This window comes from Roseateles sp. NT4, assembly GCF_051857475.1.
Classification (GTDB): Bacteria; Pseudomonadota; Gammaproteobacteria; order Burkholderiales; family Burkholderiaceae_C; genus Pelomonas.
The window spans coordinates 543179-562352 of the sequence record NZ_JBPZGZ010000002.1; the positions used below are offsets into that span (position 1 = coordinate 543179).

The following is a 19174-nucleotide window of genomic DNA, read 5'->3' on the forward strand; positions in this document are numbered from 1 at the left end:
ACATGGCGACCCGAGCGCCGCTGTCGCTGAAGGCCCGCGCCATCGGCCTGCTGGCCCAGCGCGAGCACAGCCGGGCCGAACTCAGGCGCAAGCTGTTGCGCATCGAGCAGCAACAGCGGGAACGTGCACGTCTGGCCGCCCACGAAGGCGGACTGGACGTGGAAGGCGAGGGGGCAGAGGAGGGGGAGGAGCAGGCATCCGGTGCAGCTGCCGTCGATGCCCTGCTCGACACCCTCGCCGCGGGCGGCTATCTGGACGAAACCCGCTTCGTCGAATCCCGCCTGCATCTGCGCGCCAGCCGCTTCGGCGCCCAACGCATCCAGCAGGAACTCGCCCAGCACGGGCTGAAGCTCGACGCCGAGCAACAGGCGAGCCTGCGCGAAACCGAGATGGAACGCGCCCGCGAGGTCTGGAAAAAGCGTTTTGGCGATGAGCCTTCGCGTGAAGCTGCCGAACAGGCGCGCCAGACGCGCTTCCTGCTGGCACGCGGGTTTACCCCTGAAGTGGTGCGCCGCTTGCTGAGGGCCTAAGCACAGCTTGACCGAGCGCGCAGGGGGCGTTTTCACCCTCCGTGCTACATTGCCGCCTGCCCTAAAACGAGGGTTCACCCGGTTACAAGCGCCTTTGCCTCCCTGGCGAAGCCTTGTGGGAGCCGGGCTGACCCCGTCCCGGCACAGGCCGGGGTGATTTGCCATACCCCGTTCCATGCCTGCCGTCCAACCGTCCGTCACGCGTCGCCTGCTGCATCGCCGCGCCCTCGATGTGCAGGTGTTTGCGCGCGATGACGGCCTGTTCGATGTCGAAGCCAGCCTGACTGACACCAAGACGCATGACGTGCCGCTGGCCGGCGTGCCTCGCAAGGCGGGCGACCCCATCCACGAGATGCACCTGCATCTGACCGTGGACACCACCCTGACCATCACCGCGGCCAGCTCCGACACGCTGTGGATGCCATACAGCGGCGCCTGCAACGAGCATGGTGACGCCTACCGCCGCCTCATCGGGCTGAACCTGATGAAGGGCTTCAGGCAGGCCGTCCTGGAACGTCTGGGCGGCACGCGCGGCTGCACCCACATCACCGAACTTTGTCTGGTGCTGCCGACGGCCGTCATCCAGGCCATGGCCGGCTCCGTCATCGACACGCGTGAGGGCGACGCCGCCGGCAACCCGCCGTTCCAGCTCGACCGCTGCCACGCGCTGCGCCGCGACAGCGCGACCGTGGCCAAGTTCTATCCACGCTGGCACCAAGAGCCAGCGAACTCCGAATCCTGACTTCCCCGACCCGAGAGACCCAGCCATGAAAATCCACGAATACCAGGGCAAAGAAATCCTGCGCCAGTTCGGCTTGCCGGTGCCGCGCGGCATCCCGGCCTTCACCGTGCAGGAGGCCGTTGAAGCCGCCCAGAAGCTGGGCGGCCCGGTCTGGGTCGTGAAGGCCCAGATCCACGCCGGTGGCCGCGGCAAGGGCGGCGGCGTCAAGGTCGCCAAGACCATCGACGACGTCAAGGAAAAGGCCGAAGGCATCCTGGGCATGCAGCTCAAGACCCATCAGACTGGCCCCGAAGGCCAGAAGGTCCGCCGCCTGTACATCGAAGACGGCGCCGACATCAAGAATGAGCTCTACGTCTCGCTGGTGACCGACCGCGGCACGCAGAAAGTGGCTTTCATCGCATCGAGCGAAGGCGGCATGGACATCGAAGAGGTGGCCCACAGCACGCCCGAGAAGATCATCACCGAGATGATCGACCCGCTGACCGGCCTGACCGAAGCGCAGTCGCGCAAGATCGCTGGCGCCATCGGCCTGACCGGTGGCTCCGTCGACCAGGCCGTCGACATCTTCGCCAAGCTCTACAAGTGCTACATGGACACCGACGCGTCCCTGGTGGAAATCAACCCGCTGAACTGCGACTCCAAGGGCAACCTGATGGCCCTGGACGCGAAGTTCAACTTCGACGCCAACGCGCTGTTCCGTCACCCGGAAATCGTCGCCTACCGCGACCTCGATGAAGAAGACCCGGCCGAAGTCGAAGCCTCGAAATTCGACCTCGCCTACATCTCGCTGGACGGCAACATCGGCTGCCTGGTGAATGGCGCCGGCCTGGCCATGGCCACCATGGACACCATCAAGCTGTTTGGCGGCGAGCCGGCCAACTTCCTGGACGTCGGCGGCGGCGCCACGGCCGAGAAGGTCACCGAGGCCTTCAAGATCATGCTGAAGAACCCGGAAGTGAAGGGCATCCTGGTCAACATCTTCGGCGGCATCATGAAGTGCGACACCATCGCCGAAGGCGTCATCACCGCCTGCAAGGCCGTGAACCTGAGCGTGCCGCTGGTCGTCCGCATGAAGGGCACCAACGAAGAACTGGGCAAGAAGATGCTGGCCGAATCCGGCCTGCCCATCATCGCCGCCGACACGATGGCCGAAGCGGCCACCAAGATCGTCGCCGCCGTCGCCTAAGCCCAGGAGAACAAGACATGTCCATCTTCATCAACAAAGACACCAAGGTCATCACCCAGGGCATCACCGGCAAAACCGGCCAGTTCCACACTCTGGGCTGCCAGGCCTATGCCAACGGCAAGAACGCCTTCGTCGCGGGCGTGAACCCCAAGAAGGCCGGCGAGAAGTTCAGCGAGATCCCCATCTACGCCACCGTCAAGGAAGCTGCTGGCCAGACCGGCGCGACCGTCTCGGTCATCTACGTGCCGCCCGCGGGCGCTGCCGCCGCCATCTGGGAAGCCGTCGAAGCCGACCTGGACCTGGCCATCTGCATCACGGAAGGCATCCCCGTCCGGGACATGCTGGAAGTGCGCAACAAGATGAAGGCCAAGGAAGCCGCCGGCGGCAAGCGCACGCTGCTGCTGGGCCCCAACTGCCCCGGCCTGATCACGCCCGACGAAATCAAGATCGGCATCATGCCGGGCCACATCCACCGCAAGGGCCGCATTGGCGTCGTGTCGCGCTCCGGCACGCTGACCTATGAAGCCGTGGCGCAGCTGACCGAGATCGGCCTGGGCCAGTCGTCGGCCGTCGGCATCGGTGGCGACCCCATCAACGGGCTCAAGCACATCGACGTGATGAAGGCCTTCAACGATGACCCGGACACCGACGCCGTCATCATGATCGGCGAGATCGGCGGCCCCGACGAGGCGGAAGCCGCCCGCTGGTGCAAGGCCAACATGAAGAAGCCCATCGTCGGCTTCATCGCCGGTGTCACCGCCCCTCCGGGCAAGCGCATGGGCCACGCCGGTGCGCTGATCTCCGGTGGTGCCGACACCGCCGATGCCAAGCTCGCCATCATGGAAGAGTGCGGCTTCACGGTCACGCGCAATCCCAGCGAAATGGCCAAGCTGCTCAAGGCCCTGCTGTAAGTCAGGCCTGAGCCATTGACGAGGGCCGTTCAACGAACGGCCCTTTTCTTTTGCGACGCCTGCGTAGTTGCACGCAGGCGCCGCGCGCCGGCCGCAACGACACTTCGACGACCAACTTTCCCCTCGCCATGGACCTGCTGAACGCCGCCTTCTTCATCGCGCTGCTGAAGATCATCTGGGTCAACATCCTGCTGTCCGGCGACAACGCCGTCGTCATCGCGCTGGCCGCCCGCAACCTGGCGGCCGATCAGCAGAAGAAGGCCATCGTCTTCGGCAGCGGCGCGGCCATCGTGCTGCGCGTCGTGTTGACGCTGTTCGCCGTGCAGCTGCTGCAGCTGCCCTGGCTCAAGCTCATCGGCGCGGTGCTGCTGCTGTGGATAGGCATCCAGCTACTCGCCGACAACGACGACGACGCCGACGTGCAGGCCAGCAGCAGCGTCTGGGTGGCCATCCGCACCATCCTCATCGCCGACCTGGTCATGAGCCTGGACAACGTCATCGCCGTCGCGGCCGCCGCCAACAGCGCACCCGAAGGCGCTCGCCTGAGCCTGCTCATCATCGGCCTGGGCCTGTCCATTCCCCTCATCATCTTCGGCAGCACCCTGCTGTTGAAACTGATGGAGCGCTTCCCCGTCATCATCACCCTGGGCGCGGCCCTGCTAGGCTTCGTGGCCGGCGAGATGGCGACGACGGATGCTGCAGTGCACGAATGGTTCGAGGCCCATATGCACGGCCTGGACTACGCCGTCAGCATCAGCTGCGCGGTCTTCGTCGTCGCCGTCGGCATGGCATTGGCACGCCGCAGCAAGCGCGAGCCCGCCTAAGATCGGCCGCATGGCAAGCGGCGACAAAACCGGCAGATCGGGAGGCTTCTGGCAGCGCCTCGTGGGCAGGGTGTCCAGCCCCGCGGACGACGATCCTCCCGGCGAGCCGTCGACCCTGCCCACCGTGCAGCAGACCCAGGCACCCGGCGCCTCCCCCATGCAGGCCCGGCCGGCCGCAACGCCGGCGCCCGATCTGCACGACTTCGAACTCGGCGCCGAGATCGGCCGTGGCGCCATGGCCGTCGTCTACAAGGCCACGCAGCGCTCCACCGGCCGCCAGGTCGCCATCAAGCGCCTGGCGCTGAGCCGCGAGTTTTCCGCCGAAGACCTGGCCGATGTGCGCGAACGGTTCATGCGCGAAGCCCGCGCCGCGCGTCAACTCGAGCACCCCGACATCCTGCAGGTGGTCGACGCCGGCCAGGACGGCAACGACACCTGGATTGCGCTGGAATACGTGCTGGGCCGCGACCTCAGCGTGTTCACCAAGGTCGGCCAGTTGCTGCCGGCCCGCGAGGTGGTGCAGATTGGCGCTCGCCTCGCGCGTGCGCTGGCCTATGCCCACAGCCAGGGCGTGGTGCACCGCGACATCAAGCCCGCCAACGTCATGCTGGACCGCATCAACGGCAGCCTGAAGCTGATGGATTTCGGCATCGCCCGCGTCGGCGACGGCAGCCGCACCCGCACCGGTCTCGTGCTCGGCACGCCGTCCTTCATGTCGCCGGAGCAGCTGGCGGGCCTGACCGTGGACGGCCGCAGCGACCTCTATTCCCTGGGCGTGCTGCTCTACCAGCTGCTCAGCGGCGCCCTGCCTCACCAGAGCGAGTCGATGGCGCGGCTGATGCAACAGATTGCCACCGAGCCGGCCGCCGACATCCGCACCCACCGGCCCCGCCTGCCCGAAGCCCTGGCCCTGATCCTGGGACTGGCACTGGAGAAGCGCCCGGAACTGCGCTATGCCAGCGGTGAACAGATGGCCCGCGACCTCGAGGCCATCTTGGTCGTCAGCATGCAGACAGAACCGGCAGCCCCTGAATCGGTGGCCCCCCAAGATGCGGCCTTCGCACAAACACTGCGCTTGACGCCCGGGGAAGCAGGGCAGAATCCCCGATCCTCTGTCCAGCCCCACGAGCCCCCGCAAGCCTCATGACCCTGGAGTTCTTCAGCGCCACCGACGTGGGACGTGCGCGCGACAACAACGAAGATTCGGTCGCCTTGGACGAGGCCGCCGGCTTGGCCGTGCTGGCCGACGGCATGGGCGGCTACAACGCAGGCGAAGTGGCGAGTCAGATGTTGACCAGCTTCGTCAGTTCTGAGCTGGGACGCTGGCTGAAGGATGCCGGGCGCGAGGCCCGCGCCGGCGAGGTCAAGCGCGCCATGGACATCTGCGTGGACAACGCCAACCGCGCCATCTTCAACGCCGCCAACACCAACCCGCGCTACGCCGGCATGGGCACGACCCTGGTGCTGGGCGTCTTCCGCCCCGAGGGCCTGCTGCTGGGCCACGTCGGCGACTCGCGCGCCTACCGCCTGCGAGCCGGCCGCCTGATGCAGATCACGCGCGACCATTCCCTGCTGCAGGAGCAGATCGATGCCGGCCTGCTTACGCCCGAGGAAGCGGCTTTTTCCAGCAACAAGAACCTCGTCACCCGCGCCGTCGGCGTGGAGGATACGGTGCTGATGGAGCTGCATCTGCACGAGGTCCAGCCTGGCGACACTTACTTACTTTGTTCCGACGGCCTGTCAGACATGCTGGACGATGACAGCCTCGCGAACCTGCTCAACGGCAATCCGGCCTTGCCCGAAGCCGCACGGGCACTGATCAACGCGGCCAATGACAGTGGCGGGCGCGATAACATCGCGCTCATACTGGCCCGCGCAGAAGGCCGTCAACGGTCCGAAGGACGGGGCTGGTGGCCCTTCGGCCGACGCGGAGGCAACTGACATGCCATCCCATGCAGAGTCACGGCACGAACAACAGAACTTGAGGTCATAAATGGGCAAACTGGTGGTTTCGCTCGACGGCGTCGTGATCAAGGAGGTGCAGATCACCAAGGACAAGACCACCTTGGGTCGGCGCCCCTACAACGACATCGTCATCGACAATCTCGCGGTCAGCGGCGAACACGCTGTGCTGCAGATGGTCGGCGCCGACGTCTTCATCGAAGACCTCAACTCCACCAACGGCACCTACATCAACGGCAAGGCGATCAAGAAGCAGTTGCTGGCCGACAACGACACCGTCGAAATCGGCAAGTACAAGATCAAGTTCCTGCTGAACGATGGTGGCGATTACGAGAAGACCATGATCCTCAAGCCCGGCTCCGGCGCACCGCCGAGCCTGGGCCTGGGTTCCAACTTCGGCTCGCTGACCGGCGCCACCGTCGGCCCGGCCTCCATCAAGGTCTTGACCGGCGCCGCGGCCGGCCGCGAAGTCGCGCTGAGCAAGGTCGTCACGACGCTGGGCAAGCCCGGCGTGCAGGTCGCCTCCATCACCAAGCGCCCCACCGGCTATGTCTTCGCCCACGTCGAAGGCGCCCAGCGCCCGAGCGTCAACGGCATCCCGCTGACGGGCGAATCGATTGCATTGCGCACCGGCGATCTCATCGAACTCGCCGGCACGCAGATGCAGTTCATCCAGGGTTGATCGCCCGAAGTTTCAGCCTCGCCGCGGGCCTCGCGGCTGCTGTGACTTCCTCACGATAGCGACACCCCCAACTCGGTAATCCGACCGTCCGACCCCTGGGACGGGTGCGTACATTCTTGGCTCTGCCCCGCCTGACGCGTGGCACCTAAATCCGAGCCACGCACCGCATGAAGATCCGCGTCCTGGGTTGCTCCGGCGCCATTGCCGCCGGTTACAAGACCACCGCCTTTCTGCTCGACGCCGATGTCCTCATCGACGCCGGTACGGGCGTTGGCGACCTGCCGCTGGACGCGCTGGCGAGCATCGATCACATCCTGCTCAGCCACTCCCATCTGGACCATGTGCTGGGCATCCCGCTGCTGGCCGATGCCGTGCTGCGACTGCGCGCCGCCGCCGGCCGCCCGCCCATCCAGGTCCACGCCCTGCCCGAAACCCTGGCCGCGCTGCGCCAGCACATCTTCAACGGCGTGATCTGGCCCGACTTCACGGCCCTGCCCAGCCGCGAGGCCCCGGTGCTGAGCCTGCATCCCTTCCATATCGGTGACCGCCTTGACCTGGGCGGCCGCATCATCGAAGTGCTGTCGGCCGCCCATACCGTGCCGGCTGTCGGCTTCGCCGTCGACGCCGGGCCGGCCAGCGGCCACGCCCACTGGGTCTTCACCGGTGACACCGGCCCCAATCCCGCGCTGTGGCGGCGCCTGGCCAACCTGCGCCTGTCCCATCTCGTCATCGAGACCGCCTTCAGCGACGACGAGGCCGAGGTGGCCCATGTCAGCCAGCATCTGTGCCCGGCCGATCTCGGCCATGAGCTGACCCAGCTGGCAGGCAGCGTCGACGTGCGCATCACCCACATCAAGCCCGGCGAGGTCGAGGCCGTCATGCAGGGCGTGCAGGCCCTGAACAGCCCGCATCGCATCAGCGCGCTGCAGGCGGGGCAGGAAATGGCACTCTGACCCCAATTTGAATCACGGCCGGCGCCCTCGTGGCGCCATTTTTTTGTCTGACGTTTCTCGGCCCTGGGGGCTGCCCTGACAGAACACGTCAGCCTGAAGTGACGTTTTTTGTCAGAACCGCCCCCCTCAGCTATCCTTCCGTGTGCTTTTGCACGCTCCGCAGGCCCTGAAAAGCTGGCACGGCACCTGCATTCGTGGGGTGTGCCTCCTCCCACCACCTCACACTCTCTGGAGTACTACATGAACCTGAAAGCACGCGCCCAACAAGGCTTCACCCTGATCGAACTGATGATCGTCGTGGCCATCATCGGCATCCTGGCTGCCGTGGCGATCCCGCAGTACAAGGACTACACCGCCAAGGCCAAGGCCGGCAACGCGCTGTCGTCGATCGACGCCATCAAGACGGCCGTCGCCGTTTGCGCCCAGGAAACCGGCACGCTGACCGGCTGCGACGCCGGTACCAACGGCGTTCCCGCTTTCACGGCCACCAAGGAAGTCGCCAGCGCCACCACGACCAACGGCATCATCAAGTTGACCATGCAAGGCACCGGCGTTGTCGGTACCGATCTGGGTGGCAAGTACATTCAGTTCCAGCCCAATATGCCCGCTGGCGCGACCTCGATCACCTGGACCATCACGACCGACGTCACCGCCCCGGCGATCCAGCAAGCCATCGTCAAGAACAGCACGACTTGATATCCTGACATTGCCGCCTTGGCGGCAGTCCAAAGGGCCCGTTGGGGCCCTTTTTCATTGGCTCCGCGCTCCGCGCCTGCCCCACATCCTCGTACACGGTCGGTATGTCCAGGTATTCGAGTTCATCGAACGACGCGAAAGCGCTGATCAGCAGCCGTCTTGGCGTGATCGGCCTGATCTGCGGCATCGCGCTGCTGTTGATCTCGCGCATGTACGAGGGCATTCAGCACGACAGCGCGCTGTACTTCGGCCAGGTGCTGCATCGTGGCGGTGCACTGAACGGCGACCCTTTCTTTGCCGGCGGATCGCAGGATTCCTTCTCCGTCTATTCCCGGCTGCTGTACCCGCTCTACACCTGGGCAAGTCCCGAGATTGCCCATATCGGCCTGCTCTTCGTGTGCATCCTGGGCTCGGGGCTGGCCACCTTGACCTTGCTGCGCCGCATGGACCTGCTCCCGGCCGCAGGTCTGGTCGCCATCGCCACGCTGTCGCCGCTCTACGGCGGCCTGCAGAAGTTCAGCTTTGCAGAGAACTTCATCACCGCCCGCACCCTGGCGGAGCCGCTGGTGCTGTGGAGCCTGATCCCGCTGGCCAGTGGCAGGCTGCGCGCCGCGTTGGCGCTGCAGATCGGCGCGGCAGCGCTTCACCCCTTGCTGGCCGTGGCGGCCCTGGCCGTTACCTGGCTGCTCGCCGTCGCCCGAGATCGGCGCTGGCTGGGGCTGCTGGCACTGCCCGGCCTGGCGCTCGCGGTGGCTGCCACGGGCCTGATGCCTTGGGACCGGCTGCTGCTCACCTATGACCCCTATTGGTGGTCATTGGTCTCCCAGTCCAATGTGCAGGTGGTGCTCGGCAACTGGGAGCTGTCGGACTGGCTGACGGCCCTGACGGACGCCGGCGTGATCGCGTCCGTCGCCAGGCGCCTGCCGAAATCACCAGCGCGGCAGATGCTGATCTCCTTGCTGGCGGCGGCGGCGGGACTCACGGGCTTTGCCTTCCTGGCCACCGATGGCCTGCATTGGGTGCTGCCCACGCAGATGCAGCTGTGGCGGGTGCTGTGGCTCGTCCATTTGCTGGCGCTGGCGACGGCGCCCTGGCTGGTCTGGCAGCTTTGGAAGATGCCTGGCCTGTCCAGACTCACCGCGAGCATCGTGGTGCTGGCCATGCTCAACAGCCACGCCACCAGTGCCTATGGCGCGCCCATCCTGGCTGGCTGGGTGATGTGCGAATGGGGCATGAGCCGCGGTTGGCCCCTGTCGACCAGCCTCGTGCGCTTCAGCGTCGCGGCCTGCGTCCTGGTGGCGCTCGGCCTCAATGCCGTGCACCTGAACCTGCAGATCGAACGCCTGCATTGGCACCCCACGGCGTCGGTGCCGGTGGGCCTGGCAGCCCTCGTTCTCTCGGAACCCGCAACCGGCTTTGCCATGCTCGGGGTGCTGATGTGGATGGCTCGCGCAAGCCGCCAGGCTTTTGCAGTGGCCCTGTCGCTGAGCGCCTTGCTGGCCGGTTTCGCCGTCTTGAACTGGGATCAGCGACATCCCTTTGCCCGGGCCATCGAGGTTCGCGCTGCGGAACGTCCCTTTCAAGGGCTGATCCCTCCAGAAGCGACCGTCTGGTGGCCCGAAGGCCTCTCAGCGACCTGGGGGCTGCTCGATCGGGTCAGCTATTACGTGCCTCAACAGGGGGCCGGCATGCTGTTCAACCGCGCCACCGCCGAAATTATCGGCCCACGCCGCGAGGCCTACCGTCCCATCAAGACTGAGAGAGAACTGTGCGAGGCCTCGGTATGGCTCCAGTACGGCAGCGATCGCGACCTGAGGACCTGTCTGACGCCTTCCGCAGCGACTCTGCAAACCTATTGCTCGAAAGCGGAGCACCCCGACTTCCTTGTCTTTGAGGCCCCCGCCGCCGCGCCGGCGCTCGCCACCTGGAACATCGGCAGCCAGCGATTCCATCTCTATCGCTGCAGCCAGTTCTCACCTACCGCCGTGCAGAATGCCCTCAGTCCCGCAGTTTCCTGATCGTGGCGCCGCCACAGCGGCACTTCGGCCTGTCACAGTGACCGGCCGAGCCCCTGACGAGTCCGACTTCAACGCTGTGCAACGCTTCATCCACCACCTGCAAGGCCTCCCGATCTATGCCGCCGGCAGCGCTCTCGCGCTGGCGCTTGACACCGGATCGCTGATGCTGGCTTTGCGGGCGGGCCTGCCGCTGGCGCTGGCCGCGTCGATCGGCTTCCTGGCCGGCATGGCCCTGATCTATCTCATCAGCATCCGTTTCGCCTTCCATACCCGTCGCCTCGAAAGCACGAAGCAGGAGTTGCTGCTGTTCGTGCTGATCGGCCTGGCCGGCCTGGTGCTGACGACGGTGCTGCTGAGCCTGTTCGTGCGGCTGGGCATGCCCGTACTGTTGGCCAAGGGTGGCACGGCCTGCGTGGTCTTCTGCTTCAACTTCACGCTGCGCAAGCAGTTGCTGTTCACACCCGCAACCGCGGCGTCGCGCTCCTGATGGCGCCGGCTCTCATCATCGGCGCCGGCCCCGCCGGCCTCACCGCAGGGCTGGAGCTGCTGCGCGCCGGCTACCCGCAGGTCACCATCCTAGAGGCCACCGACGCCATTGGCGGCATCTCCAAGACGGTCGCCTACAAGGGCAACCGCATCGACATCGGCGGCCACCGCTTCTTCTCCAAGTCGGACTGGGTCATGGACTGGTGGCGCGATGTGCTGCCCGTGGCCAAGCCCGCATCCGGCGACGGCGCAGCCCTGCTCGCCTACCAGGGCCAGCAGCGCCTGCTCGGCGGCCATGAGGCCACGGCCAGCGAGACCGACGACGCCGTCATGCTGATCCGCAACCGCCAGTCGCGCATCTACTTCGGCGGCAAGTTCTTCGACTACCCACTCAAGCCCGGCATGGGCCTGGTGCGCAATATGGGCCTCGCCCGCTGCCTGCAATTCGCCGGCAGCTACATGGCCGCGGCAGCCAGCCCCATCAAGCCCGAGAAGACGCTGGAAGACTTCTTCATCAACCGCTTCGGCCGCCAGCTCTATCTGCAGTTCTTCAAGGACTACACGGAGAAGGTCTGGGGCGTGCCCTGCCGCGACATCAGCGCCGACTGGGGCGCCCAGCGCATCAAGAGCCTGTCCATCGGCAGCGCCGCCAAGCAGGCGCTGAAGAAGATCGTCACCGGCAGCACCGACACCCAGCACACCTCGCTGATCGAGAGCTTCCTCTACCCCAAGTACGGCCCCGGCCAGATGTGGGAGACGGCCGCCGCCGAGTTCGAGCGCCGCGGCGGGCGGCTGCTGCGCGGCTGGGCGGTCGACGAGATCCATCGCCAGGACAACAAGGTCGAGCGCGTCGTCGCCCGCGACGCGGCCGGAGAACGCCAGAGCTTCGATGCCAGCGCAGTCGTGTCGACCATGCCCATCCGCGAACTCGCCCAGGCCCTGCGCCCCGCACCGGACGCGCCGGCCCTGGCCATCGCCTCGGGCCTGGAATACCGCGACTTCATCACCGTCGGCCTGCTCTACCGCCGCATGTCGCCCAAGGTGGCCGGCAAGGCCCGCTGCGTGACGGACAACTGGATCTACATCCAGGAGCCCGGCGTCAAGGTCGGTCGCCTGCAGGTCTTCAACAACTGGAGCCCCTACATGGTGGCCGATCCGGACACCGTCTGGCTCGGCCTGGAATTCTTCGCCCGCGACGACGACGACCTGTGGGCGATGAGCGAAGAGGCCCTGAAGGCGCTGGCCGTGCGCGAGATGCAGCAGCTGGGGCTGGCCGACGAGGCCGAGCTGCTGGACGCCACCGTGCTGCGCCAGCCCAAGGCCTACCCGGGCTATTTCGGCGCGGCCTTCCAGCGCTTCGACGAGCTGCGCGGCTGGCTCGACGGCCTGAGCAACCTGTACCTGTGCGGCCGCAACGGCATGCACCGCTACAACAACCAGGACCACTCCATGTTGTCGGCGCGCCTGGCGGCGCAGGCCATCATGAACGGCGATGGCGACGGCAAGGGCCGCGACGCGATCTGGGCCGTCAACATCGACGACGACTATCACGAGGAAGCGGCGGCCAAGCACTGAGGCGCCCCGCGCATGCCATCATGCGCGCCCATGTCTGCCGCGACACCTTCTTCCCCCCCGGTCACGCCCGCCTTCGTCGGCATCGCCCTGGCCACTGCCCTGCCCACGCTGCTGGCCTTCAACCAGACGCCGGCGGCCACGCTCTACAACCAGCTGCTCGCACTCGGCGGGTGGGGGGCCGCCCTGCTGCTGTGGGCGCACCTCACGCCGGGCTGGCGCGCCGGCCTGAAGAGCCCCGCGGCCCTGGCCCTGGCGCTGCTGCTGGCGGCGCCGATGGTCTCGGTGGTCTGGCGCCAGCTGCCTGCCTCCCTGGGCCTCGGCGCCGCAGCCGTTGTTGGCGCCGGCCTGGCGGCGTTGCTGGTCGCCCAGGGCCTGTCGCGCGAGCTGCGCAGCCAGGCCGCCGAAGCCCTGTGCTGGGGCCTGCTGATGGCTGGCCTGCTCAATATCGTCGTCAGCCTGGTGCAGGTCTTCCTGCCCGATCTGGCCGACGGCATCCTCATCGCGCGCTCGGGCATCCCCGGCCGCGCCGTCAGCAATCTGCGCCAGCCCAACCACCTGGCCAGCCTGATGATGTGGGCCGCCGTTGCCGCCGTCTTCATCACCGAGAAGCGCGGCTGGCGCCAGGCATTGCCGGCGCTGCTGTTCGGCTGCGTCTTCGCCGTCGTCCTCAGCGCCTCGCGCACGGGTTTCATCGGCATCGCGATGCTGGCGCTGTGGGGCATCGTCGATCGCAAGCTGTCGCGCAGCGCGCGTCTCAGCCTGCTCGCCACGCCGCTGATGCTGGGCGTCTGCTGGTGGCTGATGTCGCTGTGGTCGGCCGAGAGCGGTCATGCCTTCGGCGCCGCGTCGCGCCTGTCCGAGGGCGCCGGCTCGCCGTCGCGACTGGCCATCCTGCGCGACGCCTGGGCGCTGACCCTCGCGAACCCGCTGTTCGGCGTCGGCTGGGGCGAATTCAATTTCGCGTGGAGCCTCACGCCTTTCCCGACGCGCCCCATCGCCTTTTTCGACCACACGCACAACATCGCGTCCCAGCTCGCCGTCGAGCTCGGCCTGCCCTGGGCGGGCGCCGTGCTGGCCCTGCTGGGCTGGGCGCTGTTGAAGGCCTGGCGCGGCGCCCTGCGCGAGGACGACGACACGCCTCTGCGCCGGGCAGCGCTGATGATCGTGCTGACCATCGCCCTGCACAGCCTGCTGGAGTACCCGCTCTGGTACGCCTATTTCCTGCTGCCGGCCTGCTTCGCCTTCGGCCTCACGCTGCCGGTGGACGCGCCCGCCAGGCCGGCCGGCCCGCTGGCCTGGCACGGCCTGGGCGTCCTGCTGATTGCCGGCAGCTTCTTCGCGCTGTGGGACTTCCACCGCATCGTCGCCATCTACGCGCCGAGCGCGAACGCCGTGCCCTTGAGTGAGCGCATCGCCATCGGCCAGCGCTCCCTGTTCTTCAGCCACCAGGCGGACTACGCGGCCGCCACCAGCCAGCCACCGGGGCCGCGCGCGCTGGAAGCGGCGCGCCGCACCGCGTTCAGCCTGATCGACGCGCGGCTGCTGATGCACTGGTCGCAATCCCTGGAGCAGACGGGCGACAAGGAAGGTGCACGCTTCCTGGCCGATCGCCTGCGCGAGTTCCGCAATCCGACGGGCGACGACTGGTTCGCTACCTGCGATGACGCCGCTTCGGCGCCGGCCATGCCGCAATGCCAGCCGGCATCGGGCGTCGTCGACTGGCGCTCACTACGCTGATTCGCCGTCCGCCTGCCAATCGCCCGACTTGCCGCCGTGCTTCTCCAGCACGCGCACGCGGTCGATGACCATGCCGCGGTCGGCGGCCTTGCACATGTCGTAGATGGTGAGCAGCCCGACCTGCACGGCACACAGCGCTTCCATCTCGACGCCGGTGCGGCCCAGGGTCTCGACCTGGGCACGGCACAGCACGCGGCTGCCCGCCTCATCGAGATCGAACTCGACCTTGACGCGGGTGATGGGCAGCGGGTGGCACAACGGGATCAGGTCGGAACAGCGCTTGGCACCCTGGATGGCCGCGATGCGCGCCACACCCAGCACATCGCCCTTTTTGGCCGTGCCGCTGGCGATCAGTGCCAGGGTGTCGGGCTGCATGCGGATCTCGCCCGCCGCCACCGCCACACGATGGGTCTCGGCCTTGGCCGACACGTCCACCATATGGGCCTGGCCCTGGGCGTCGAAGTGGGTCAGCGCGGTTGTCATGGCAGTAGCGCCCGTCCGCCCTTAGCTGCTGACGCGGCCCCGCGGGTGGCAGTTCGCAGCGCGAGCGTGGGGGTTGTCATTTCAGGAAACAAATACGAAACCGAGTTGCAGGCATCATAGACAGCCGGCTATCGCCGGCCGGAGTTCCTGTTCGATGAAGAAGTCTCTCGCCTCCCGCACCCTGCTGACCCTGGTCGCGGCCGCCTGTCTCATCACCACCGCCCCCATCCAGGCCCAGGTCAATCTGCCGGCGTTGGGCGACTCGGTCTCGCAAGATCTCGACGTCGGCGCCGAGCGCCGCCTGGGCGACCAGGTCATGCGCCAGATCCGCATCGACCCCGACTACGTCCAGGATCCGCTGCTGCAGGAGTACCTGGAAAGCATCTGGGACCCGCTCGTGAAAGCCGCGCGCAAGCTGGGCCAGATCGGCGACGAGACGCAGGCCCGCTTCGCCTGGGAGCCCTTCCTGGTGCGCGACCGCAGCGTCAACGCCTTCGCGCTGCCGGGTGGCTTCGTCGGCACGCACCTCGGCCTGATCCAGATGACGGTGTCGCGCGACGAACTCGCCTCCGTGCTCGCCCACGAGCTGTCCCACATCACCCAGCGCCACATCGCCCGCCGCATCGCCGGCGACTCCAAGAACAGCATGGTCGCCATCGCCGGTCTGCTGCTCGGCGTGCTGGCCGCCTCGCGCGGCAATATCGACATGGCCCAGGCCGGCATCGTCGGCGGCCAGGCCGCGGCGACGCAGCTGTCGCTGAACTTCTCGCGCGACATGGAACGCGAGGCCGACCGCGTCGGCTTCAACGTGATGACCGAGGCCGGCTTCGCGCCCAGCGGCATGGTCAGCATGTTCGAGCGCATGGAGCAGGCCTACCACCTGATGGACAACGGCGCCTACCCGTATCTGCGCTCCCACCCGCTGACGAGCGAGCGCATCGGCGACGCCCGCACCAAGCTCGCGCTGCTGCCGTTCGAGCGCCCGCGCGGCCTGGCCGAGCACGCGCTGATGGCGGCTCGCTCGCGCGTGCTGATGGACCCGCGCGTGGACGCCTGGAAGGTGCTGGAGAACTACGACGCCGGCGCGCGCAACATCAAGGAAAGCGGCGGATACGAACAGCTCGGTGCCCGCTATGCGGCGGCGCTCGCGTCCATCAAGCTGCGCAACTTCGACCGCGCCGAGGCCACGCTGCGCAGCGCCGAGGTGACGCTGCACCTGATCAAGCCCAGTCCCACCGAGACCGCGGCCGCCACCCGGCAGCTGACCTATCTGCGCGCGGAACTGGCCGAGGCGCGCGGCCGGCCACTGGACGGTATTGCCGCGCTGGACTCGCTGCAGGGCGAGCGGTCACGCCCGATGCTGATGCAGCGCGTGGCCCTGGCCCTCGCTTCCGGTCCGGCGTCCACGTCGGCACCCGCCTTGCGCGAGGCCGCCGATGCGCTGCAAACCCACGTCAGCCTGGAGCCCCACGACGCGCTGGCCTGGCATGAACTCTCCCTGGTCTGGGAAAAGCTCGGCCAGCCCCTGCGCGCCGTGCGCGCCCAGGCCGAAACCCGGGCAGCCGCGGGCGACCTCAACGGCGCCATCGACCGCCTGCGCTCCGGCCTGCGCCAGTCGCGCGGCCCCGACGCCGACCAGGTCGAGGCCTCGGTCATCGACGCCCGCCTGCGCACTCTGGTCTACGAGCGCCAGTCCATCCTGGGCGAGATGTTCCGCGGCCGCTACATCCCGCCCGACGTCGAGCTGCCCAACTGAGTCAGGCGGCGCGCAGGCGCTGCTCCTCCTGGTACAGCGCAAACTCCTCGCGCAACGCACGCGCCACGGCCTCGCGCTGGTTGATGCGGCGGTGATAGGCCTTGACCGCAGGCCAGGCTTCCAGGTCCACGCCCGCATAGGGCGCCCAGTTCAGCACGACGGCGAGGTAGATGTCGGCGATGCCATAGCTGCCTTCGAGGTGCTCATGCCGCTGCAGATGCGCCTCCAGCGTGCCCAGGCGCAACGCGGCCTTGTCCATCGAATAGGCCTTCACATCGGCACTGGCCTTGGGATCCAGCAGCGGCACGAAAACGGCCTTGTGCAGTTCGGTGCCGATGAAGCCCAGCCACTGGCGCACGCGGGCGCGCGCCTGGGCGTCGGCAGGCAACAGGCCCGCTTCGGGCCAGGCCTCGGCCAGGTACTGCAGCACGGCCGGGTTCTCGGTCAGCACCCAGCCATCGTTCGTGCGCAGCGCCGGCACTTGCCCCATGGGGTTGATCTGCCAGTAGTCGCGGCCATCCAGCGTGCGCTTGGCCTTGCCGTCGACTTGCGTGAAGCGCGCCTCGGCGCCGACTTCGTACAGCACGCTGCGGCTCGCCAGCGAACAGGCCATGGGGGAAAAGAACAACTCCATCTCGGTCTCCAACAGTGTTTTTGTACTGTATTGAATAGAATTCACTGTCGTCAATGAATTTCATTCATCGTGGTACAAAAATCTGAAGACAAAGCCAAACCCGCTCCGCGCCCCCGCGGTCGGCCGCGCAGCTTCGATACCGAGGCGACGCTGGCCCAGGCGACACTGGCCTTCTGGCGCCAGGGCTATGCGCCGACGTCGATGGACGATCTCAGCGCCGCCACCGGCCTGAACCGGCCCAGCCTGTATGGCGCCTTCGGCGACAAGCACGCCCTGTATCTGCAGGCGCTGCGCCTGTACACCGAGCAGTCCGACGCCGGCATCGCCGCGGCGTTTGCGGACTGCTCGCTGCGCGACGGCCTGCTGCGCGTCTACGACTTGGCCCTGCAGCTCTACTACCCGGCCGGCGAAGCCGCACGCGGCTGCCTACTGATCGGCACCGCGGCCACCGAGGCACCGCGCGATGAGGCGATCCGAAAGCAGCTCGGTGATTCCCTGCGCGGTTTCAACGCCGCCTTCGAGCAACGCCTGAGAGAGGCCGTGAAGACAGGCGAATTGCCGGCCCGCACCGACGTCGCGATCCGTGCCCAGCTGGCCTCGGCGGTGCTGCATTCGATCGCGCTGCGCGCCCGCGCGGGCGACGCGCGCCAGGAACTGGCCGCCCTGGCAAGGGCCGGCGTCGAGATGGTCTGCGCCTAGTCGGCCGGGAATACGCGTTCCATGACGACGTCGATGACCATGCCGCACAGGCTGTAGATCAGCGAACCGATCAGCGCGGCGGCGAAGCCGGTCACGGCCAGACCGTCCAGCACGGTGGCGGCCATCCAGAACATCAGCGCATTGATGATGAAAAGGAAAAGGCCCAGGCTGAGGACCGTCACCGGCAGCGTCAGCAGCACCAAGATGGGACGCAGCAGCGTGTTCAGCAGGCCCAGCACGAAGGCCGCGATCAGCGCCGACGTGAAGCTCTTGACGATGACGCCGGGATAAAGGTGGGCCACCAGCAGCAGAGCACCGGCAAGCAGCAGCCAACGAACGAGGACCTTGGTCATGGCCGCCAGCATATCGGCCGTGAGCCGCGACGGTGTCGCATCACTGCCTCATCGCGGCCACTCCGCAAATAGGAATTGTTCGCATTCGTGTTAACATTTTTCAATCGAATCTGGCACTGACCTGTCTGTGAAGCCCGCCCTCGCCTTTGTTGCTCCCAATTCGGCCGCTGCCGCGCCCGCCGCCGTGCCCTCGCGCCCGGCCGTGGTGGTGCCGCCGCAGCTGAAGGAGCCGCGGCCGAGCTTTGCCGAACTGTCGCGTCCGTCCGGCACGCGCCGCCTGGTGATGGTGGGCATCGTCGGGCTGCATCTGCTAGGCCTGTGGGGCCTGAGCCAGGTGCAGGACCTGCGCGCCAAGGTCGCCCGCGTGGTCCCCATCGTCGTGCGTCTGGTGGCGCCGGCCGAGCCGCCCAAGCCGCTGCCGCCCCCGCCCATCGCGATGCCGCAGCTGAAGGTGCCGGCGCTGACCATGGTGGACCCGCCGCTGATCGCCGTGGCCACCGCGCCCGCGCCGTCGCCCGTCTTTGCCGCCATTCCCACGCCGCCGCCGGCCCCCGTCCCGGCGCAGACCTCGCCGACGCCCGTGCTCCCGGTCGTCCAGCCGCCCGCGCCGCAGATCAAGCAGATCCCGGCCAGCGCCGTGCGCTATCTGAAAGAGCCGCGTATGACGGTGCCGCTGATGTCCAAGCGGCTGCGCGAGTCCGGCGTCGTGCATCTGCGCGTCATCGTCGATGTGCACGGCCAGCCGCGCGAGATCACGCTGGCCAAGACTTCGGGCTTCGCCCGCCTGGACGAGCAGGCACTGCTGGACATGCGCAGCGCCCGCTTCGCGCCGTACACAGAAAACGGTCAGCCCGTCGAGTGGGAGGTCATCGCACCGATGTCCTACGAAGTCGACCGCTGATCCCTTCCCCCTCCCCCTGAGTAGCCATGCCGTGGGCGGCGCTTTG

20 protein-coding genes are annotated in these 19174 nt (G+C 67.4%); 17 read left to right on the top strand and 3 right to left on the bottom strand.

Annotated features, from left to right (window positions below; genetic code table 11):
- The first annotated feature begins 2 nt into the window (after positions 1-2).
- The 14 genes from ACS5PN_RS12130 to ACS5PN_RS12195 all read left to right on the top strand — a co-directional run bounded on the left by ACS5PN_RS12130 (position 3) and on the right by ACS5PN_RS12195 (position 14302).
- Positions 3-530, top strand: coding sequence for a regulatory protein RecX (locus ACS5PN_RS12130; RefSeq protein WP_439464209.1), 528 nt, complete (start codon positions 3-5; stop codon positions 528-530).
- A gap of 175 nt (positions 531-705) precedes the next feature.
- Positions 706-1272 (top strand): DUF2889 domain-containing protein, encoded by a 567-nt coding sequence (locus tag ACS5PN_RS12135; protein ID WP_439464210.1) that lies wholly within the window; start codon positions 706-708, stop codon positions 1270-1272.
- Positions 1273-1297: 25 nt separating this feature from the next.
- Complete coding sequence (gene sucC, locus ACS5PN_RS12140; protein ID WP_439464211.1) at positions 1298-2458, top strand: ADP-forming succinate--CoA ligase subunit beta; 1161 nt, start codon at positions 1298-1300, stop codon at positions 2456-2458.
- A gap of 17 nt (positions 2459-2475) precedes the next feature.
- Complete coding sequence (gene sucD, locus ACS5PN_RS12145; protein ID WP_439464212.1) at positions 2476-3369, top strand: succinate--CoA ligase subunit alpha; 894 nt, start codon at positions 2476-2478, stop codon at positions 3367-3369.
- Positions 3370-3497: 128 nt separating this feature from the next.
- Positions 3498-4193, top strand: coding sequence for a TerC family protein (locus ACS5PN_RS12150; protein ID WP_439464213.1), 696 nt, complete (start codon positions 3498-3500; stop codon positions 4191-4193).
- 10 nt (positions 4194-4203) lie between these two features.
- Positions 4204-5340, top strand: a complete 1137-nt coding sequence (locus tag ACS5PN_RS12155) for a serine/threonine-protein kinase (protein ID WP_439464214.1) — start codon at positions 4204-4206, stop codon at positions 5338-5340.
- Positions 5337-6134: a Stp1/IreP family PP2C-type Ser/Thr phosphatase gene (locus tag ACS5PN_RS12160; RefSeq protein ID WP_439464215.1), complete on the top strand. Its 798-nt coding sequence runs from the start codon at positions 5337-5339 to the stop codon at positions 6132-6134. Before ACS5PN_RS12155 ends, ACS5PN_RS12160 begins: the two co-directional genes overlap by 4 nt.
- 52 nt (positions 6135-6186) lie before the next feature.
- Entirely contained in the window at positions 6187-6837 is a 651-nt protein-coding gene (locus tag ACS5PN_RS12165) for an FHA domain-containing protein (protein WP_439464216.1), read from the top strand.
- A 167-nt stretch (positions 6838-7004) separates the two neighbouring features.
- On the top strand, positions 7005-7790 hold the full coding sequence (locus ACS5PN_RS12170; protein WP_439464217.1) for an MBL fold metallo-hydrolase: 786 nt from the start codon (positions 7005-7007) through the stop codon (positions 7788-7790).
- Between the two features lie 240 nt (positions 7791-8030).
- Complete coding sequence (locus tag ACS5PN_RS12175) at positions 8031-8486, top strand: pilin (RefSeq protein ID WP_439464218.1); 456 nt, start codon at positions 8031-8033, stop codon at positions 8484-8486.
- 104 nt (positions 8487-8590) lie between these two features.
- Entirely contained in the window at positions 8591-10504 is a 1914-nt protein-coding gene (locus ACS5PN_RS12180; protein WP_439464219.1) for a hypothetical protein, read from the top strand.
- Between the two features lie 37 nt (positions 10505-10541).
- Complete coding sequence (locus ACS5PN_RS12185) at positions 10542-10991, top strand: GtrA family protein (RefSeq protein ID WP_439464220.1); 450 nt, start codon at positions 10542-10544, stop codon at positions 10989-10991.
- The gene (locus tag ACS5PN_RS12190) at positions 10991-12565 is read left to right on the top strand and encodes an NAD(P)/FAD-dependent oxidoreductase (protein ID WP_439464221.1); all 1575 of its coding nucleotides are present in this window, start codon (positions 10991-10993) and stop codon (positions 12563-12565) included. Before ACS5PN_RS12185 ends, ACS5PN_RS12190 begins: the two co-directional genes overlap by 1 nt.
- Before the next feature lie 30 nt (positions 12566-12595).
- Positions 12596-14302: a Wzy polymerase domain-containing protein gene (locus tag ACS5PN_RS12195; protein ID WP_439464222.1), complete on the top strand. Its 1707-nt coding sequence runs from the start codon at positions 12596-12598 to the stop codon at positions 14300-14302.
- Here the strand turns inward: ACS5PN_RS12195 and moaC are convergent.
- Positions 14294-14785, bottom strand: coding sequence for a cyclic pyranopterin monophosphate synthase MoaC (gene moaC / locus ACS5PN_RS12200; protein WP_439464223.1), 492 nt, complete (start codon positions 14783-14785; stop codon positions 14294-14296). The two genes, ACS5PN_RS12195 and moaC, sit on opposite strands and share 9 nt — an antisense overlap.
- Before the next feature lie 154 nt (positions 14786-14939).
- Between moaC and ACS5PN_RS12205 the strand changes: the two genes are divergently transcribed.
- Complete coding sequence (locus tag ACS5PN_RS12205) at positions 14940-16541, top strand: M48 family metalloprotease (RefSeq protein ID WP_439464224.1); 1602 nt, start codon at positions 14940-14942, stop codon at positions 16539-16541.
- A gap of 1 nt (position 16542) precedes the next feature.
- On the opposite strand, the gene ACS5PN_RS12210 is transcribed toward ACS5PN_RS12205, so the two are convergent.
- Positions 16543-17175, bottom strand: coding sequence for a glutathione binding-like protein (locus ACS5PN_RS12210; RefSeq protein WP_439464225.1), 633 nt, complete (start codon positions 17173-17175; stop codon positions 16543-16545).
- A 69-nt stretch (positions 17176-17244) separates the two neighbouring features.
- Between ACS5PN_RS12210 and ACS5PN_RS12215 the strand changes: the two genes are divergently transcribed.
- A complete protein-coding gene (locus ACS5PN_RS12215; RefSeq protein ID WP_439464226.1) occupies positions 17245-17874 on the top strand; it encodes a TetR/AcrR family transcriptional regulator in 630 nt (209 codons plus the stop codon).
- On the opposite strand, the gene ACS5PN_RS12220 is transcribed toward ACS5PN_RS12215, so the two are convergent.
- A complete protein-coding gene (locus ACS5PN_RS12220) occupies positions 17871-18227 on the bottom strand; it encodes a phage holin family protein (protein ID WP_439464227.1) in 357 nt (118 codons plus the stop codon). The genes ACS5PN_RS12215 and ACS5PN_RS12220 overlap by 4 nt on opposite strands.
- Before the next feature lie 127 nt (positions 18228-18354).
- On the opposite strand from ACS5PN_RS12220, the gene ACS5PN_RS12225 reads away from it, so the two are divergent.
- A complete protein-coding gene (locus ACS5PN_RS12225) occupies positions 18355-19128 on the top strand; it encodes an energy transducer TonB (protein ID WP_439464228.1) in 774 nt (257 codons plus the stop codon).
- Positions 19129-19174: the final 46 nt, after the last annotated feature.